This is a genomic window from Candidatus Poriferisodalis sp. (genome assembly GCF_965219595.1).
GTDB lineage: Bacteria > Actinomycetota > Acidimicrobiia > Acidimicrobiales > Poriferisodalaceae > Poriferisodalis.
The window spans coordinates 1563359-1579474 of sequence record NZ_OZ244781.1 but is presented as its reverse complement, the minus strand read 5'-3'; the positions used below and the strand labels follow the sequence as shown (position 1 = coordinate 1579474).

16 protein-coding genes are annotated in these 16116 nt (G+C 66.9%); 7 read left to right on the top strand and 9 right to left on the bottom strand.

What is annotated here, in order from left to right:
• The first annotated feature begins 24 nt into the window (after positions 1 to 24).
• Positions 25 to 1362, top strand: coding sequence for an FAD-dependent monooxygenase (locus ACOQPE_RS07040; protein ID WP_420611370.1), 1338 nt, complete (start codon positions 25 to 27; stop codon positions 1360 to 1362).
• Here the strand turns inward: ACOQPE_RS07040 and ACOQPE_RS07035 are convergent.
• Positions 1359 to 2945, bottom strand: coding sequence for a DUF3179 domain-containing (seleno)protein (locus ACOQPE_RS07035; RefSeq protein WP_420611115.1), 1587 nt, complete (start codon positions 2943 to 2945; stop codon positions 1359 to 1361). The two genes, ACOQPE_RS07040 and ACOQPE_RS07035, sit on opposite strands and share 4 nt — an antisense overlap.
• Positions 2946 to 3119: 174 nt before the next feature.
• Here ACOQPE_RS07035 and ACOQPE_RS07030 point away from each other — a divergent pair, with 174 nt between their 5' ends.
• The 3 genes from ACOQPE_RS07030 to ACOQPE_RS07020 are packed head-to-tail and all read left to right on the top strand — an operon-like array spanning position 3120 to position 4581.
• Positions 3120 to 3563 carry a VOC family protein gene (locus ACOQPE_RS07030; RefSeq protein WP_420611114.1) on the top strand — a complete coding sequence of 148 codons (444 nt, stop codon included), beginning with the start codon at positions 3120 to 3122 and terminating at the stop codon, positions 3561 to 3563.
• A 51-nt stretch (positions 3564 to 3614) separates the two neighbouring features.
• Entirely contained in the window at positions 3615 to 3800 is a 186-nt protein-coding gene (locus ACOQPE_RS07025; RefSeq protein ID WP_419854619.1) for a hypothetical protein, read from the top strand.
• Between the two features lie 28 nt (positions 3801 to 3828).
• Positions 3829 to 4581, top strand: a complete 753-nt coding sequence (locus ACOQPE_RS07020) for an SDR family oxidoreductase (RefSeq protein WP_420611113.1) — start codon at positions 3829 to 3831, stop codon at positions 4579 to 4581.
• Positions 4582 to 4639: 58 nt separating this feature from the next.
• On the opposite strand, the gene ACOQPE_RS07015 is transcribed toward ACOQPE_RS07020, so the two are convergent.
• Together ACOQPE_RS07015 and ACOQPE_RS07010 are read right to left on the bottom strand one after the other, a co-directional pair.
• Positions 4640 to 5266: an MSMEG_1061 family FMN-dependent PPOX-type flavoprotein gene (locus ACOQPE_RS07015; RefSeq protein WP_420611112.1), complete on the bottom strand. Its 627-nt coding sequence runs from the start codon at positions 5264 to 5266 to the stop codon at positions 4640 to 4642.
• 195 nt (positions 5267 to 5461) lie between these two features.
• Positions 5462 to 6913: a hypothetical protein gene (locus ACOQPE_RS07010; protein ID WP_420611111.1), complete on the bottom strand. Its 1452-nt coding sequence runs from the start codon at positions 6911 to 6913 to the stop codon at positions 5462 to 5464.
• A 339-nt stretch (positions 6914 to 7252) separates the two neighbouring features.
• Here ACOQPE_RS07010 and ACOQPE_RS07005 point away from each other — a divergent pair, with 339 nt between their 5' ends.
• On the top strand, positions 7253 to 7813 hold the full coding sequence (locus ACOQPE_RS07005) for a DUF1697 domain-containing protein (RefSeq protein ID WP_420611110.1): 561 nt from the start codon (positions 7253 to 7255) through the stop codon (positions 7811 to 7813).
• Positions 7814 to 7817: 4 nt separating this feature from the next.
• Here ACOQPE_RS07005 and ACOQPE_RS07000 read toward each other — a convergent pair whose 3' ends face one another.
• From ACOQPE_RS07000 to ACOQPE_RS06980, 5 genes are all read right to left on the bottom strand, one after another.
• A complete protein-coding gene (locus ACOQPE_RS07000; RefSeq protein WP_420611109.1) occupies positions 7818 to 8408 on the bottom strand; it encodes an ArsR family transcriptional regulator in 591 nt (196 codons plus the stop codon).
• A gap of 418 nt (positions 8409 to 8826) precedes the next feature.
• Complete coding sequence (locus ACOQPE_RS06995; protein ID WP_420611108.1) at positions 8827 to 9147, bottom strand: helix-turn-helix domain-containing protein; 321 nt, start codon at positions 9145 to 9147, stop codon at positions 8827 to 8829.
• Positions 9148 to 9247: 100 nt separating this feature from the next.
• Entirely contained in the window at positions 9248 to 10192 is a 945-nt protein-coding gene (locus ACOQPE_RS06990; protein ID WP_420611107.1) for a nucleotidyl transferase AbiEii/AbiGii toxin family protein, read from the bottom strand.
• Positions 10189 to 10785, bottom strand: coding sequence for a hypothetical protein (locus ACOQPE_RS06985; protein WP_419909602.1), 597 nt, complete (start codon positions 10783 to 10785; stop codon positions 10189 to 10191). Before ACOQPE_RS06985 ends, ACOQPE_RS06990 begins: the two co-directional genes overlap by 4 nt.
• 95 nt (positions 10786 to 10880) lie before the next feature.
• Positions 10881 to 11627, bottom strand: a complete 747-nt coding sequence (locus ACOQPE_RS06980) for a DUF5131 family protein (protein ID WP_420611106.1) — start codon at positions 11625 to 11627, stop codon at positions 10881 to 10883.
• 213 nt (positions 11628 to 11840) lie between these two features.
• On the opposite strand from ACOQPE_RS06980, the gene ACOQPE_RS06975 reads away from it, so the two are divergent.
• Entirely contained in the window at positions 11841 to 12461 is a 621-nt protein-coding gene (locus ACOQPE_RS06975) for an NYN domain-containing protein (protein ID WP_420611105.1), read from the top strand.
• A 24-nt stretch (positions 12462 to 12485) separates the two neighbouring features.
• Here the strand turns inward: ACOQPE_RS06975 and ACOQPE_RS06970 are convergent, their stop codons facing one another.
• Positions 12486 to 14906, bottom strand: a complete 2421-nt coding sequence (locus ACOQPE_RS06970; RefSeq protein ID WP_420611369.1) for a DEAD/DEAH box helicase family protein — start codon at positions 14904 to 14906, stop codon at positions 12486 to 12488.
• On the opposite strand from ACOQPE_RS06970, the gene ACOQPE_RS06965 reads away from it, so the two are divergent.
• The gene (locus tag ACOQPE_RS06965; protein ID WP_420609076.1) at positions 14905 to 16098 is read left to right on the top strand and encodes an ISL3 family transposase; all 1194 of its coding nucleotides are present in this window, start codon (positions 14905 to 14907) and stop codon (positions 16096 to 16098) included. The genes ACOQPE_RS06970 and ACOQPE_RS06965 overlap by 2 nt on opposite strands.
• Positions 16099 to 16116 lie beyond the last annotated feature (18 nt).

The window sequence follows — 16116 nt, the reverse complement described above, 5'->3', positions numbered from 1 at the left end:
CCTAAATTTGGGGGGAAGCCCAAAATCCTGCTGCGCCGGCTGGCGGGCATGGACGGGGTGCAGATCTGCTGGGACGCCGAGCTGGTCGAGGTGACCCAGGGCGACGAGCAGGTGACAGCCGAAGTGCGCGGACCATCGGGCACGCGGCACCTGACGGCGCGCTGGCTGGTCGGTGCCGACGGCGCGGCGTCGAGCGTGCGGCGAAGCCTCGACATCGAGATGGACGGCATCGCCAGCTTCGGCACCATGATCAACTGCCAGTTCTACGCCGACCTGGGGCCGTGGACCGATCATCGTCCCGCTGCCCTGTACTGGACCACAAGCCCGGCCCGCAATGTCTTCCAGAAGATCGACGTCAACAACCGTTGGCTGTGCCAGCTCAACTACGACCCGTCGATGCACCGGGCGGAGGACTTCAGCACCGAGGTGGCGGCAGAGTGGATCCGGCGTTCGATCGGGCCGGATCTTCCCGACGACTTCGACCTGCGGGTCACCGATGTCATCCCCTGGGTCATGTCCTCGACGGTGGCTGAGCGGTTCCGGGACGGGCGGGTGTTCCTGATCGGCGATGCGGCGCACCAGCTGCCGCCGACGGGTGGCTTCGGCATGAACACGGCGGTGCAAGACGCCCACAACCTGGCGTGGAAGTTCGCGGCGGTGGCCGGCGGCCAGGCCGGCGAGGGGTTGCTCGACACCTACGAGAGCGAGCGGGCGCCGGTCGCCCAGTACAACGCTGACCGGTCTCGTGAGAATTCCCGGAGCGTGGGGCGGATCCGGCGGTTGGTCGAATCTGGCACCGCGACCGTCGAGCAGAAGCGGGAGGCCCTGCGAGCTTCCACGCAGTACGGCAACTGGCTCGGGATGGACTTGGGGCTGCGGTACGACGAGGGGTGCCTGATTCCTGACGGCACTGAGCCCCCGCAGGTGGAGGACCCGGTATCCGAGTATGTGCCGACGGCCCGGCCGGGACACCGCGCTCCCCATGTGCCGATCGATCTGGAAGGTGCGACATCGACGCTGGATCTGTACGACACGCAGTTCGTGCTGCTGTGCGGTGCCGATTGCGACGCTGCAGTCGCCGCCGGTGACGGGGCGGAGGCCGCGGTTGAGGGCATCCAGGTCGGTGCGGCGGTTGACACGGAGGCTCATACCGACTGCGGCAGCAGTCAGTCACACCCGACGCTGCGCATGCTGCGCTTAGGGGTCGATCTCAACGATCCGGGCGGCGAGCTGGCAGCCGCCTACGGCATCGGCCGGGAGGGTGCCGTGCTGGTGCGGCCCGACGGCCATGTCGCGTGGCGGGATCCGCAGGCGACGGCGACTGCCGCTATGACCGCGCTCGGCAGCCTGCTCCTGCGCTAGGGCTCCCACAGGAGCGTGTCGGCCATGAATTGGCTCCAGGCGAACCAGAACGACTGGTGGCCTTCGATCGGCTCGCCGGCGGCGTCGACTGCACGCACCCCGCCGCCGTCGAGCTGCAGCGTGACGCCGCCGAGCTCCACCGTCCTGCCGGCTTCCAGCTCGGCCACGGCCGCGTCGACGGGGAATGCGACTGGCGTGCCGTCATCGAGCACCACGCCGAAGACCTGGTCGTGCACGCTGAGACGCTCGTCGACGTCGCCGACCGGGAAGATCGGCCCGTTGTCGTCACGGCCGCCCAGCGGATTGAACGGGTAGCTGCGCCCGATCCCACCGTCGGGGGCGATGATCGTCGTGTCGGGATGGGCGGCCTTCCACTCACCCCAGGTCGTGGTGACCACGGTGGTCTGGGGCAGCACGACGCCCTCGCGGCGCAGCGGGCCCGAGATGGCCCTGCCAGTGAACGTGTTGAACACCGACTTGGTCACCAGGTCGTACATGACCTTGTTCGACCGTGACAGCAGGCCCGAGGTGCGCAGCACCGGCGTAGCCACACCCTCGGGCACTTCCTCGGTCAGGTACGCCTGGGCCGACCCGCACAGCGTGCAGTACGGCATGCCGATGCGGCGCCCGCCGATCGTGTCGTTGATCATCTCGTGAATTTCCATGATGTGGCGGGGGTACGCCCGGGCCTCCCCGCCGAGCACAACGGCGAACACGATGCCGTCGTCGGGGTACCAGGAACCGCCCTCGGCGTCGGTGACGCCGGGGTTGTCGAGCGCGGGGATGCAGCCTCGGGGACACAGTCGGGCGTCGCCGAGCTCGCGGTTGTCGATGAGCACGCCGCCCCAGCTCACGATCCGCCAGTCGATGTCGGATTCGGCGTCGTCGAAGAACGGCTGCCAGCCGGGCTCGACCAGCGTGAACAGCCGCTCCTTGTATTCGGCGTAGCCGTCGAAGACGGGCAGGTCCCAGGCGAGCAGGTGGTCGGTCACCGACTGCCACGGGCTGCGCAGGGCGACGGGGTCGTCGGCCAGCCTGACGCCGGTGAGCGACTGGAAGGCCGAGATGGCCCCGTCGGTGAGTTCGCCCGGGGGGACGAACCTGAGCAAGTCGGAGAGGATCCACCCGAGTCGAGGGTCGCCCGTCTGGCCGAGCCGGGCAATGGCGTCGCCGCTGATGCCGCCTCGCTGCAGGCCCGACCAGATCATGTTGAGGTCGTTGAGCGCGGCGCGTTGCAGCGGGCCTGTCTGCACTTCGGGTGCGGGAGGGAACGTGTAGCCGAGGAAGTTGCGCAGCTGGCCGGTTTCACGTGGGTCCAGAACCACATCGCTCCCGCTCTCACCCTCGCTGGCGACCCCTGCCGACGTGTCAGCAGTGGTCCCCGAGGCGTCAGCAGTCACATCGGCAGACGTTGCCGACGTGGCTCGTTGGTCAGAATCTCCGCCGGACGTTTCTGCCGGTGCCTCTGAATCGGAATCGGTCTTCGGCGGCGGCGTGCTCGTGTCGGAAGTGGCACAAGCCGCTGCCAGCAGGGTGGTTGCAAACAACGCCGTGATGGATCGGGCGAGGATGCGGAACCGCACGCGGCCACCCTATGACGCGGCAGGGTTCACTCTGCCCTCACCACCTATCCGTTGAGCAGCGTTCGAAGCTGCTTGTGCCTCATCGGTACGCTCGGTCGCGAGCAGTTGCGGGCGGCGGTTGGCGTGGTCGGCAGTGCCAGTTTCAGCGGCCGATGAGCGCCGGGAGGTTGCCCGATGTTCCGATTGACATCGCTGGACCACATTGTGCTGCGGGTCGTCGACGTCGAGCGGAGCATGGACTTCTATACGACGGTGCTGGGCTGCAGCGTCGAGCACATCAACGACGAGATCGGTCTGTACCAGTTGCGGGCCGGCGATTGCATCATCGATCTCGTCGACGTGGCAGGCGTGCTCGGGCAGGAGGGTGGCCCGCCGCCAGGCCCGACTGCGCACAACGTCGACCATTTCTGCGTTCGGATCGAGCCATTCGACGAAGCCGATTTGCGTGCGCATTTCGCGGCCCACAGCGTCGAAGCCGGCCGCCTCTACAACAACTGGGGCGCCGACGGGCGCGGCCCGTCGATGTACGTCAAGGATCCCGACGGCAATACCGTCGAGCTCAAGGGTCCCCCGACTCAGCCGTACGACCCGGCTATCGGTTACATCGCAGCCCCGTAGGGGCAGTCAAGCAGGGACGGAGTGTCCCGCCCCAAGAGTTACTGTTTTCCTGTGTCGGCGTCCTTTCGTTTCTGGACGACCCTGCTCATGCTGGTCGGCGCCATCGTGCCGATCGCCGTAGCCGCGACAATGATCGGTGATCGCCCCGCATTGGCGCTGGCCATGTTCTTGACCGGCGCAGCAGTGCTCGTCATGGCTCGGTTCGCTTTCCGATGGATGCTCGAGGCGTCAGATTGACGACCCCGAGCTAGAGCGCTTTTCCGACATGTCGGCCGATCAACGCTTGGAGGGCAAGCGGATCGTTGTGACCGGGGCGGGGGCCGGGATCGGTGCTGCCATTGCGGAAACGGCACGTGGCTACGGGGCCAAGGTGTTCGGCGCCGACATCGACCGGGACACCGATGTCGACGGGCACTACGACGTCGCCGACGAGGCCGATGTGGCCCAGCTGTTCGCAGCCGCCGTCGAGCAGATGGGTGGCATCGACGGACTGGTCAACAACGTCGGCATCGCCGGCCCGACAGGCCGCGTCGAAGACCTCGATCCGGCAGCGTTCGATCACTGCGTGAAGGTGAACGTGGGCAGCACGTTCCGCTGCACTGCGGCGGCGGTGCCGCTGCTAGGTGCGGGCGGCTCGATTGTCAACATCGTTTCCACCGCTGGCATCTTCGGCTACCCGCTGCGGAGCCCCTACGCCGCCTCGAAGTGGGCGGTGGTGGGCCTCACCGAGACGTGGGCCATGGAACTCGGCGAGCGCGGCATCCGGGTCAACGCCGTCTGCCCCGGCACCGTCGAAGGCCCGCGCATGGACGGCGTGATCGAGCGGGAGGCAGCCGCCGCCGGCACCACTGCCGAAGAGGTCAAGGCCGGCTACACCGCACAGGTGTCGATGCACACGCTCGTCACCGGCACCGACATCGGTGAAGCCTGTTGCTGGCTGCTCTCGGATGCCGCCCGCTATGTATCGGGCCAAGTCCTCAGCGTGGACGGCAATACCGAAACCCTTCGCACAGTCTGAGCCACGTCGGCTGATCCACGCCGGCGGCGCGGCTTGCGTCAGGTCTTGAGTCCCGCCTTCAACCTGCGTCGGACCACAGCGTTGCTTCGTAGCCCGCTTCGAGGTTTTGGTCGATGGCGCTTGGCTCGGCCTGCAGCTCGTGCTGGGAGGCGAGGATCTCGCCCGCCGTGGGCACCTCGCCATCCGGCCACGTCGACGTGTCCCAGAGGTTGGCGCGTATCAGCGCCTTGCCGCAGTGGAGAAAGCACTCGTCGACATCGACGACCACGGCCGTCTTGGGCACCCGATCCCCCACCGCTGTCGCCGCACAGACGTCGGAGTCGGTGGTGAGCGATGCCGTGCCGTTCACCCGCACGGTGTGGTCGCTTCCGGGTACGAAGAAGATGAGACCCACTTGGGGGTTGTCCAGAAAGTTGGTGTACGAGTCGAGCCGGTTGTTGCCAGCGAGGTCGCCGAAGGCCAAGCGTGCGCCGTCATCGAGCACCCGGGCGAATCCGGGAGGCCCGCCACGGGGCGACGCGTCGGTCCCGCCCGGGCCATGGGTGGCCAGCACGCACAACGGCGACATCGCCAGGAATCGGGCCGACTCATCATCGATCGCCGGCACGTTCTTGTTGGCCACCAGCTTGGATGGCTGGCGGTAGATCTCCCGCAGTGCCGTGGAGTCGCTGACCCGTCCGTTCATCGTCCGTCCCTTTGCTGGTCTCATCCGTTCCGCTGCGTGGAACAGTTTGGCGGTCCCCAGACGCTCAGTGCTTCGTCAAAGCCCGCTGCACTCCTCGCATGCGGCACCTCAGACTCACCTCGGCAAGTTCGAGCGTCGCCGCAACGCCAGGCAACTGCGCACGTTCGGCAAGCGGGCGGGCACGAGATCCGCAGATCAGCAGTTCTGACGGACGTGGTCTCCCGTTGGGGTGCGGGGCTTGCGGGGCGGGGCTGGTGTGACCGTCCAGCCCTCGCCGGGGGGTGCCGGCGCCGTCGGCAGGTGCAGCACCAGGTTGTACTCGTGCAGCCGCTGGTGGTGGCTGTGGCACAGCAGCGCCAGATTCACCAGGCTGGTGGGGCCGTCGTCGAGCCAGTGCTGGATGTGGTGCCCGTCGCAGTGGATCGGCGCCCGGTCGCAGCCGGGCCACACGCAGCCTTGGTCGCGGGCGATCAGCGCCCGGCGAATAGCTGGCGGGATGGTGCGTTTCGCACGACCCACGTCGAGCACCTCGCCAGGGCCGCCCATCACCACCGGTATGACCCCGGTGTCGCAGGCGATCCTGCGCAGATCGGCCGCGCCGAGCACCGTGCCGGTCTCGGTAATCGCCGCAGCACCCGGAACCACCAGCAGATCGTTCGCAGGTCTCGACGCCGCGCATGTGCACTCGGGATCGGTTGCGCTGTGCGGGGAACTGCCGCGCAGGTTGTCCAGGGTGGTGAGCACGATCATCTGCGTCGGATTCGGCATCACCCAGCCGTCGTCACCCGAGCCCACGCCAGCGACAGTTGACCTATCGCGGGCTGCGGGTGCCGCTTCCAGATCACCTGGGGCCGACACAGCATCTCGAGCCGCAGAACCTGCATGCCCTGCCCAGCTGGGGCTCGAAGCGTCACCGCGAGCGGAGTCCGCGCCCTGCGCTGGTTCCGCGCTGCCGGTGCTCCTAGAACTCGCGTCACCTTCTTCCGCGCAATCAGCGCTCTGCGCGCCGGCGGCGGTGAGCAGCCACACGAGCGCATCGGCGGCGCGCTGGGGGACGCTGCGCCGCTGGGATTTAGGAAGGTCCTTGTCGCTGCGCCAGTTCCGCTCGATCGCGGCCACCAACAGGCGGTTGACGGCGTCGCCGGTCAGCGCATCGAACTTCGCACGCAAGTGCCACATGCCGTCGTGCGGGTCGACCCACATCGATGCCGACCTCGCGGCGCGCTGGCGAGCCCGCCGCTGCGCGTCGCTCTCGCGCCGCCACGCCGCCTCTGCGGCACGCACGGTCTGCCGTGTTTGATCAGCCGTCTGGCTCCTCGCCTGCTTGCACAGCTCGCGCCGCACGTCGTCGGGCACTTCTGCTGCGGCCACCATCGCGGCTTGATCGGAGTTGATTTCACCGCGCCCCAGCGCTTCCGCAACCGGTGGCTGGGCGCTCACAGCCTGAGCGTCGCGTTCGATCCGACGCGCCAGCGCACCGCTGACCGCGGTGGCGTTCACCAACGTTTCTGCCCCCGATGCCTCCCCGCGGCGGGCATGCAGCCGACGCCGTACCGCTTCGGCAGCCAGCGCGCTGCGTGACCCCTCCAGCACGTTGATGGCGCGCTGCACCGCCTGCGCGCACCACACCAAATCCTCATCGCCCACAGACCGAACCGCCGCCGCATCCACCAACGGACCCCCACCAACCAGCGGCCCCACCGCAGCATCGACCGCGCACCGAACTACAGCACCACCGCCGCCATCCACGTCACCGCCACCGTCACCACCGCACTGCAGCGCCAACCGCGCACGCATCTCCGCCAGGCAGGCCTTCCCCGCAGGGCGGCCGTCCGGACCACGCCGGACGGTCGCTGGTCGGCTTCCCACGGCGGAGGTCATGACGGTCAACGTAGAAGGGGGGTGTGACATGTGTTCGTGGCACCGACTGCCGCCGTCGCCCTACCGTTCGGTCATGGCCGAAGCGACCCGAGTGAGCCGCCAGCCATGACCACCCGCTGCGTCGTCCTGCCCAGAGGCATCAACGTGGGCGGGCACAACCGGGTCCCCATGGCCGAGCTGCGCCCCAAGCTGGTCGACGCCGGCTACGCCGACCCCGTCACGATCCTCCAGAGCGGCAACATCATCGTCACCGCCGACCAGCCCGACGATGCCCCGGGCCCGTCCGCAGTAGCCGCCGCCGTGGCCGCATCCGTCCAGCAGCTGCTGGCCGACGAATTCGACGTCCACGTGGCCTGCGTGGCCCGCACCGCCGCCGAGATCGAGGCCATCCTCGAGCGCAATCCCCTCCGCCACCTCGCCGATGACGGGTCGCGCTACCTCGTCAATTTCCTGTCGGACGAACCGAGCCCCGGGGCCGTGCGTGAGCTCACCGAGGCCGACCACACCCCCGAAGTCCTCCACGTCGAAGGCTCAGAGGCATACGTCTGGGCGCCCGACGGCATCAAGGCGCTCCGCCTGACGTACGCACATCTCGAGCGTCACTTCGGCGTGACAGCCACGGCCCGCAACTGGAACACGCTCGAACGCATCGCAGCCAAGCTCTAACCGTTCAGTCCTGACCGAGGTTGATCGGTACCAGCGGTCGACTGACGACGGTTGCGTGGAAGCTGTCTGTTCCTTCGGCGATCCAGTCGGCCGGGCGGATGGCGTCCTCGACCGGACGGCCGAGTCGTTCCTCGGCAACAGAGAGCGCTGCGTAGAGCCGGTCGCGATCAGGCGCGCCGAGCACGAGGACGTCGATATCGGCGACGGGACGTTTGGCTCCCTCCCCAGTCCAGCAAGCTGCCCACGAGCCAAAGATGTACGCGGCCTCAATGCCGTCGATGTCCTCAAGAACCTCAGCGAGCACTTGCGGCGGGCCGAACGCCTTGACCAGCACGTCGGCGAGCCCCCGGTAGTAGGGACTGTCGGTGTCGGCTCGCACGAGCCGGACGTTGCCGATTTTGCGGCTCGTGACGATTCCGGCCGCTTCGGCTCGCTCGATCTCACGGTGCACGGAGCTGATCGGAACACCCGCCATGGCTGCGATGTCCGTGACGCTGGCTTCGAGCTCGGGATCGCCGAGCAGCAGAGCAAGAATCTCGCCCTGCTGGCGTGACCGCAGCAACGGCAGCAACTTCGGCGCCTCTGTCTTTCCCATATCTTGAGAAGCTTATTCCATTTAAAGGAAATACTGCGACGTGACGATAGGTCTCATCGATCCGCAGCTCGCGCTACTCCCTCTGCCGTGGGGACGTCGACGATTCGTATCGACGCAACTCCGAGAGCGCCCGCCGCTTGGCTTCGTCGATTCGGCGGGCTCGCTCGGGATCGCGTCGGGCCTCGTCTCGCAATTCGCTGAACTTCCTGGTGCTCGGCATCAGCAGAACTCTCCTGTTCGCTGCGCTCGCTCAACCCAGTCCGGGCCCACTTCAGCCACGACCTGACGACGTTCGCGGCCTAAACGCTAAACAGCCCCGACCGAAGTCGGGGCCGTCGGACCGGGGTAACGAGCCCCGGTGGGGTGCGCTCATCGTACCAAAGGCATCGGTGGCTGAAGCCATGGGGAACCGGGCGACTCAGGCGACCTGGACGGCATCGTAGAGCCGGCTCGGCAGTTCCGCCGGAAACGACAGCACGAGGTGCCGGTTCAGCCCGGACGCAACGCGAGCAAGGGTGTCGATCCGGTTGCGTGCTCCCCCGCCTTCCTCAAGGCGCGAGATCACCGATTGCGTCGTGCCCATGCGCTCGGCCAGCTCGCGCTGGCTCAGGCCCGCCTGCACTCGCAGATCATGGATGAGCTGACCCAACGCAAGATCCTGCTCGACGACAGCTCGCGTCGACGGGGAAGGCTCGCCGCGGCCAGCCTTGACATCCTCCCAGCGAGATCGATTAGCCACAGCTCGACTCCGTCACGATCGGCAGCACAGCCCATCATCGCACTAATGCGATAATGCCATCAAAGCAATTTTGGCGATTCAAGAGCCCAAGCCGCCACGCTCAGAGCAGGTACGCGTGATCGTGTACGCGTTGGCAGCATTGCGCGAACGCTGACGTGAGCGCACTCGGCCACACAAGCCGTTCGAGCACATCTTCGTAAGCTCGCTCGATGTCCGGCTGATCCTCCCGCCAGGCTGGGCTGGCAGAGAACCCAGCCGGTGGCCGGTCGATGCTGGGAAGGCCCGCAGCCATCGAGTGCCGTGCAACTTCACGAGCAAGCACATCGGTCTCGTGCTGTTCGAGGCTGCTCATGACGGCCGGGCTCCGCAGCAGCGCATCAACGTCGTAGTAATGGCGCGCAGTCTGGCGGCGCCGTTCGGAGTCCCCGACGGTCGCCGCGTGGTGCAGGATCATCATCTTCTCGACGAGCGTGCGAACAGGATCCAACACGAGCAATGAAATCGGCTCGACCTCTTCGAAGTCAGAGGCGAGGCCGGCTCGCTGGGAATACTCGGCGATGAGAGATTGAATCGGTCGCCGATCGCACGGCAGGGCACCGCCGCGAGTTCCGAGTTCGAGCAAGACTCCGCTGGTCACGCCCTCGCTCGGCGCTGCCGTCGGATAGTGCAGCCTCACCGAACGCTTGACACCTGCTGTGGCCGTTGCGACGTCCAGACGGCCCTCGATGCCGGTCGCCGCTTCGGCTCCTGCGATGAACTCCTTGAGCATGCCGTCGCGCCGCTTCTTGCCAGCCTCCGGCAGCACAATCAAGAGGTCGACGTCCTCGGAGAAACGCTCGATGAGCCGATGCGCCTTCGACAGGCTCGTCCCGCCTTTGAAGATCACCGAGCAGCCGTTGCGGCGCGAGACGTCCGCGACACCCCGCAGCGTCTCGGTCACCCAGTAATCCTTCTCGACATGTGACGCAGGGATCCCCGACACATCTGACACCGCGCTCGCGTACGCCGCTAGTTCGTCCAGGTCGTCGCGCAGTCGGAAGCTCACAAGCCGAGCCGACGTTCGATGGCCTGCCAGCGTGTGCGGGCTGCCACGTGATGCTCGTCGTCGATCTGCTCGCAGACCGCACGCGGCCGGACGGCTTCGGACTCAACCAGGCCTACGACAGCAGCCTCGACATCGTCCCAGCTGACCTCGACGTATCGAGTGCCGTCGCGCATCAGCTCGATCACGGCGACTTCAAGCGGCTCCAGCTCCCGGAACCGACGCTCGACAGACCTCGCCGCAAACACCACTCCTCGGGGAGGCCGATGAGCACGGCCGGCGACCGCCACCGCCTCCACAGAGGGAACCTGCGTCGTCAAGCCCAGTGCTGTTGCAGCCGAGAAGCCAGCTGGGCCGGCCCCGGCGCCCGCTACTGCCATCCCGACCGCGAGTGGCGCCGGAGGCACCATCCCAGCCCGTGTCTGGGGCCCCTTCCAGTACAGGCCCTTGTGGGCACGCATCAGCTCATTCCGGCCTGCCAGCCGCGCCAGCTCGCAGTCGACTGCGTGACCTGGTGTCGGCAGGTCACTTCGCGACAGAAACGACCGCACCGGCAGGCGCTCGACATGCTCACGGACCGTCTCCGCAACGCTCATGAGAAGAAATTGTATCGATAAATTCTCACACTTGCGGAGCGAATTAATTGGCGCCGAATCGGATCTTCACTCCGCCCTGAAGCATCGCCGTTGCCCTAGCTCGCCGCCGGCGCCGGCAGCTCGTCCCACAGCTTGCCCTCGAGTTCGCGGCCGCCGGCCTTGGGCGTGCGGCCTCCCCACTGCTTGAAGAAGAACGCCACGCCGGCCGAGATGCAGGCGTCGCGCAGTTCGGTGACCCAGTCCAGCTCCATGGGCCGGGCGCCGGCACCGGACTCGCCGCCGGCGATCACCCAATCGATGCCCGCAAGATTGAGCTCGCCGAGCGGGCCGAGCAGCGGCTCGGCGCTGACGAACCTCACCGCTGCGGGAACCTGGCGCAGGTGGTCGATGCGGAACCCGTACCGGCGAGTCTCGACGCTCACGCCCATCCACAGGTTCGGCGGCCAGTCGAGCTCAGGTGCGATCCGGCTCAGCCGCTGCGCTCGCTTGGTGAGCACCTGGTAGGTGTGCTGGGGCGTCTCGCGGATCACCTCGAAGACCTGCGCGATGAACCCCGGCGGCACATCGTCGTGAAAGAGATCGCTCATCGAGTCCACGAACACGAGGCGGGGTGCGCTCCAGCGTCGAGGCACATCGAGCGACGACCGATGCAAGGTGAGCCTGAAGCCCGGCCCGCTCGTCGACGGGTCGCCGTCGTTCTGGTACTTCGGCGACCCCATCGCCTTGAGCCGCTTGGCCAGCGTCTGCGCATAGCAGCGGTCGCAGCCCGGCGACACCCGATCGCAGCCCGTGGTCGGGTTCCACGTCGCCTCGGTCCACTCGATCCCCGATCTGTCAGCCACGCCCCAACCGTACGGACGGGGTGTGACAGCTCTCCGTGACCGACACGTCTCCGACGGTCGCTGTGGCGACATCAACCGTCTGCCCAGACGCTAAACAGCCCCGGCCGAAGCCGGGGCCGTCGGACCGGGGTAACGAGCCCCGGTGGGGTACGGACATCGTATCGGAAAAACGACTTCAGTCGAAACTCATTTGCTCCCTACTGTCAGCCCACCATGCGCGTAGAGAGAGTTGTCGCCTATATCGACGGGTTCAACCTCTATCACGGCCTCATGGACGCCAAGCTGGGCACCTCGCGCTGGCTCGACCTGAGGTCCATGTGCACAAGACTGCTCAGCGCCCAACAACACCTTGACCTCGTCCGCTACTTCACGACTCGTATCAGGAACAACCCTTCGCAGCACAGTCGCCAGCAGACCTACATCGACGCGCTGCTGGCGCGAGGCGCGGTCGAGATCGATTACGGCCACTTCCTCTCGCAGTCCGCGCGCTGCCGGACCTGCGGTGCGACATGGAGGCGGAACGAAGAGAAGAAAACAGACGTCAACATCGCCGTCCGGTTGCTGGAGGACGCATTCGACGATCTCTTCGACATCGCCATCATCGTTTCGGGTGACAGCGATCTTGCTCCACCCATCGAGTCGGTCCGGAGGAGGTACCCGTCCAAGACCGTCGTTGTCGCGTTCCCGCCGCAACGACACTCCGGTGAACTCAGACGCGTGGCTGATACGGCGTTCCCAATCGGTCGCGGCATCATCCGCTCCTGCCGCCTTCCCGACCCGGTGATGCAGGCGAATGGTCACCGGCTGCGCGCGCCGAAGGGTTGGCTGCCCTAGTCGGGCGAGGCCGAACGCCGGCGGTCAGACGGCGGCGGTGTCGTAGAAGTGCTTGACGATCTCGAAGAACTCGTCGGCGTCGCTTGAGCTGTAGAGCAGTTCAGGGCCTTGGGGGGCGACGCTGATGAATGGTGAGTCGTAGATGCGGCCGGGATCGATGGTGCCGTTGTCGGCGAGGTACTCGATCACCATCTCGACGAAGCGGATCTGGTTGGCGCTGTAGCGCTTGTCGTCGAGGAACTTGTCGAACGCTCGCATCGCTGCGGCCCGGTCCAGCCCCACCAGCGAACGGATGAACAGCCCGAAGCTGCCGGCACGTTTCGAAGCCTCGGCGAACGTGTCGGTATCGCCGATGCCAGCCCCGACCAACACCCGCTGCAAGGCCTCCATGTCGACCAGCGTCAGCGTCTCGCCGCTGCGCACCTTGGCCACCACGTCGTCGGCCAGGTTCTCCTTCAAGAAATGCTCGGCCTTCTTGCGGAACTGAGCGAACTCGTTGCTGTCGACCGCTCCCCCGGCACCCGGCAGCACGACCACTTCTGGCTCACCGAGCTCATCGGTGAAGTCGCTGTAGAGCACGTTCTTCTTCGTGCGCTCGATCAGATGGACGAGGCCCCGGAGATGCTTGCGAGCGTCCTCGAGCATGGGATAGGTGGCATCTACCCACCACTCATCGGTCTGGATGGCGGTGATCAACTCCAGCTGCTTGACCACACCAGGAATCGTCGTGCCCAAGTCCTCCAGGGCCGACGCCACACCGATGATGCGTCTGCGCTGCCGCTCGAACGGCTCCCGCCGCAGCAGGCTCAGCTCCGCATTCAGCATCACGACGTCGAAGCGCTTGGCGTCCTCATCGTCGGCGCGTAGCTGATCGGGCAGCTTGGCGACCCGGTCGTTCAGCGCTGCGAGGTCCTCGAGCGACACCGCCTCCCAAGCAGCCAGCGAGCTGAACCGCTCTACAAGCTCCAAGTGAGGCCGCACCAAGAAGTTCTTCGGGTTCATCGACGCGACCGCCTCATGCAGCGTCGCGGCAACTTCAGCCCGTTCGTCGCCGAGCGATTCGATGGAGCCGAGCGCCTGCAGCAGCTCCAGTCGCGTGCTGAACAGCATCTCGCCCAGCGACTTCACGCCCGCCTTGTCCGCCGGCACCAGCTCCTGGCTGAAGTACTCCAGGTTCTGGCAGAAGTCGAACACCTTGAACTCGGTCTTGTCGTCGCCGGGCCCGAACAGGTCCGCACACAGCCGAGTCCCCCGCCCCAGCATCTGCCAGAACTTGGTCTTCGACCGCACCAGCTCGAAGTACACGAGATTGACCACCTCGGGCACGTCGATGCCGGTGTCCAGCATGTCCACGCCGATCGCAATGTGCGGCGACTTGGCCTTGTTGGAGAAGTCGTCGATCAGGCTCTGGCCGTACTTGACCTGATAGGTGATGACCCGGACGAAGCCACCGGCATCCAGCGACGGGTAGTTGGCGTCGAAGCGCTCCTTGATGAAGTCGGCGTGGCGCTGGTTCTTGACGAAGACGATCGTCTTGCCCAGCCGATCGCCGCCGGCCACCTTGATGCCGTCGGTCATCAGGTACTCCAGCACCCGGTCGACGGTGTCCTTGTTGAACAGCCACTTGTTGAGCTCGGCAGCGTCGACCTCCTCGGGCGGGTCGAGCGGGTTGCCCTCGTCGTCCTCGCCCCAGTCGAGCTCGTCCCAGTCGCCCTTCTCGTCCTCGCTCAGGTCGTCGTACTTGATGCCCTCGCGCACGAACTTCAACGACACCGACACACCCCGCGGCGGCACCAGGTAGCCGTCCTTGATGGCGTCATCGAGCGAGTACGCGTCGGTGGGCACGCCGGTCTCGAGGTCGAACAGGTCGTAGGTATTCTTGTCCACCTCGTCCTTGGGGGTCGCCGTCAGGCCCACCAGCAGCGAATCGAAGTAGTCGAAGATGCCCCGGTACTTGCGGTACACCGACCGGTGCGCCTCGTCGATCACCACCAAATCGAAGTGCCCCACGCCGAACCGGCGGGTCCCGTCGGCCCGGTACTCGTCGATCTTGCCGACCATCGTCTGGTAGGTCGACACGTACACCCGGCCGTCCTCATTGCCTTCGGTCACCAAGTTCACCGGCGCCGAATCGGGCAGATGCGTCTTGAACGCGTTCACCGCCTGATTCACCAGCGCAGTGCGATCGGCGAGGAACAGCACCCGCTTGACCCACTGGGCACGCATCAGCAGGTCCACCAGCGCGATCACGGTGCGCGTCTTGCCCGCGCCGGTGGCCATCACCAGCAGTGCCTTGCGCTCCTCGTCGTTCCAGCCGCCACGCGTCCACGAAAATAGGCTCTTCGCGTTTTTTTGGGATGACGGTGGGTTGAGGGTCCTTGGGTAGGGGTCGAGGCCCTGCTGGGATCGGTGTTCGTGAGACGCCGAACCCTGGAGGGCCTCGATGGCGAGAGATGTTATGTCGGTGCGGCTGTGGCTGCCGCAGGTGCGGGTGCTGGGAGTGCTTGCCGATCTGCCGGAGCGGCTGGTGGTGCGGGTCGCCTCGACGGTGGTGCGCCCGAAGTGCCCGCACTGTTCGGCGCCGAGCGGGCGGACCCATGACCGCCGCGACAACAAGGTGCGCGACCTGGAGGTGTCGGGCCGGCCGGTGACGCTGATCTGGGAGCGGCGGCGCATGGTCTGCGAGCCGTGCGGCCGTCGATTCTGTGAGGACCACCCGGCGTTCGAGGGCCGTCTCACGGCCCGGCTGGCACGCCGTGTGGTCCAGGACGCCCAGGCGATGACGGTCAACGCGGCGGCCCGCCGGCACCGGCTGGGCTGGGGCCTGGTGAACGCGCTGGTGGTCGCCTGGGCGGGGCTGGTCGGCGAGCATCGCCGTCGGCGCAGGTGCCGGCTGCTGCTGGTCGATGAGACCTCGATCCGCCGTCGGCACCGCTACGTGACGGTGCTGGTCAACGGCGACACCGGCGAGGTGCTCGCCATGGTGCCCCACCGCAGCCAGGCAGCCCTGACGGCGTTCCTGGCCGCCCAGGGCCACAAGTGGTGCCGCGGCGTCAAGGTCGTCGTGTCCGACGGCTCGAAGGCATACAAGGCAGCCATCGACGCCCGGCTGGGCCACGCCCGCCACGTGCTGGACCGGTTCCACGTCATCAGATGGTTCGCAGCCGGGCTGACCGCGGTGCGCCGAGACGTCCAGCGCCGCCCCGAAGGCGCCAAGCCCCGCTTCGACCCCGACGTGTTCCGGGCACGGTTCCTGCTCATGCGCAGACCCGACACCCTCGACGCCGCCGAGCGGGAACGCCTCGACGGCCTGTTCGCCGCCCACCCTCGGCTCAAAGCCGCCTGGGACGCGCTCGGCGAGCTGCACAACCTCTACCTCGCCAAAGACCGCAAAGGCGCCCTCGAAGCGCTCGACCGGTTCGCCGACATCTACGGCACCGGCCAGATCCCCGAGTTCAGCGGCATCGTCGACACGTTCCTGGCCTGGCACGAACAGATCCTCGGCTGGCACCGCGCCGGGCGGCCCAGCAACGGCCCCATCGAAGGCACCAACAACCTGCTCCAAGTCCTGCGCCGCAAAGCCCACGGCTTCACCAACCACGCCAACTTCGAAGCCCGCGGCATCCTCACCACATAGCCTGACCCCACCGAGCCC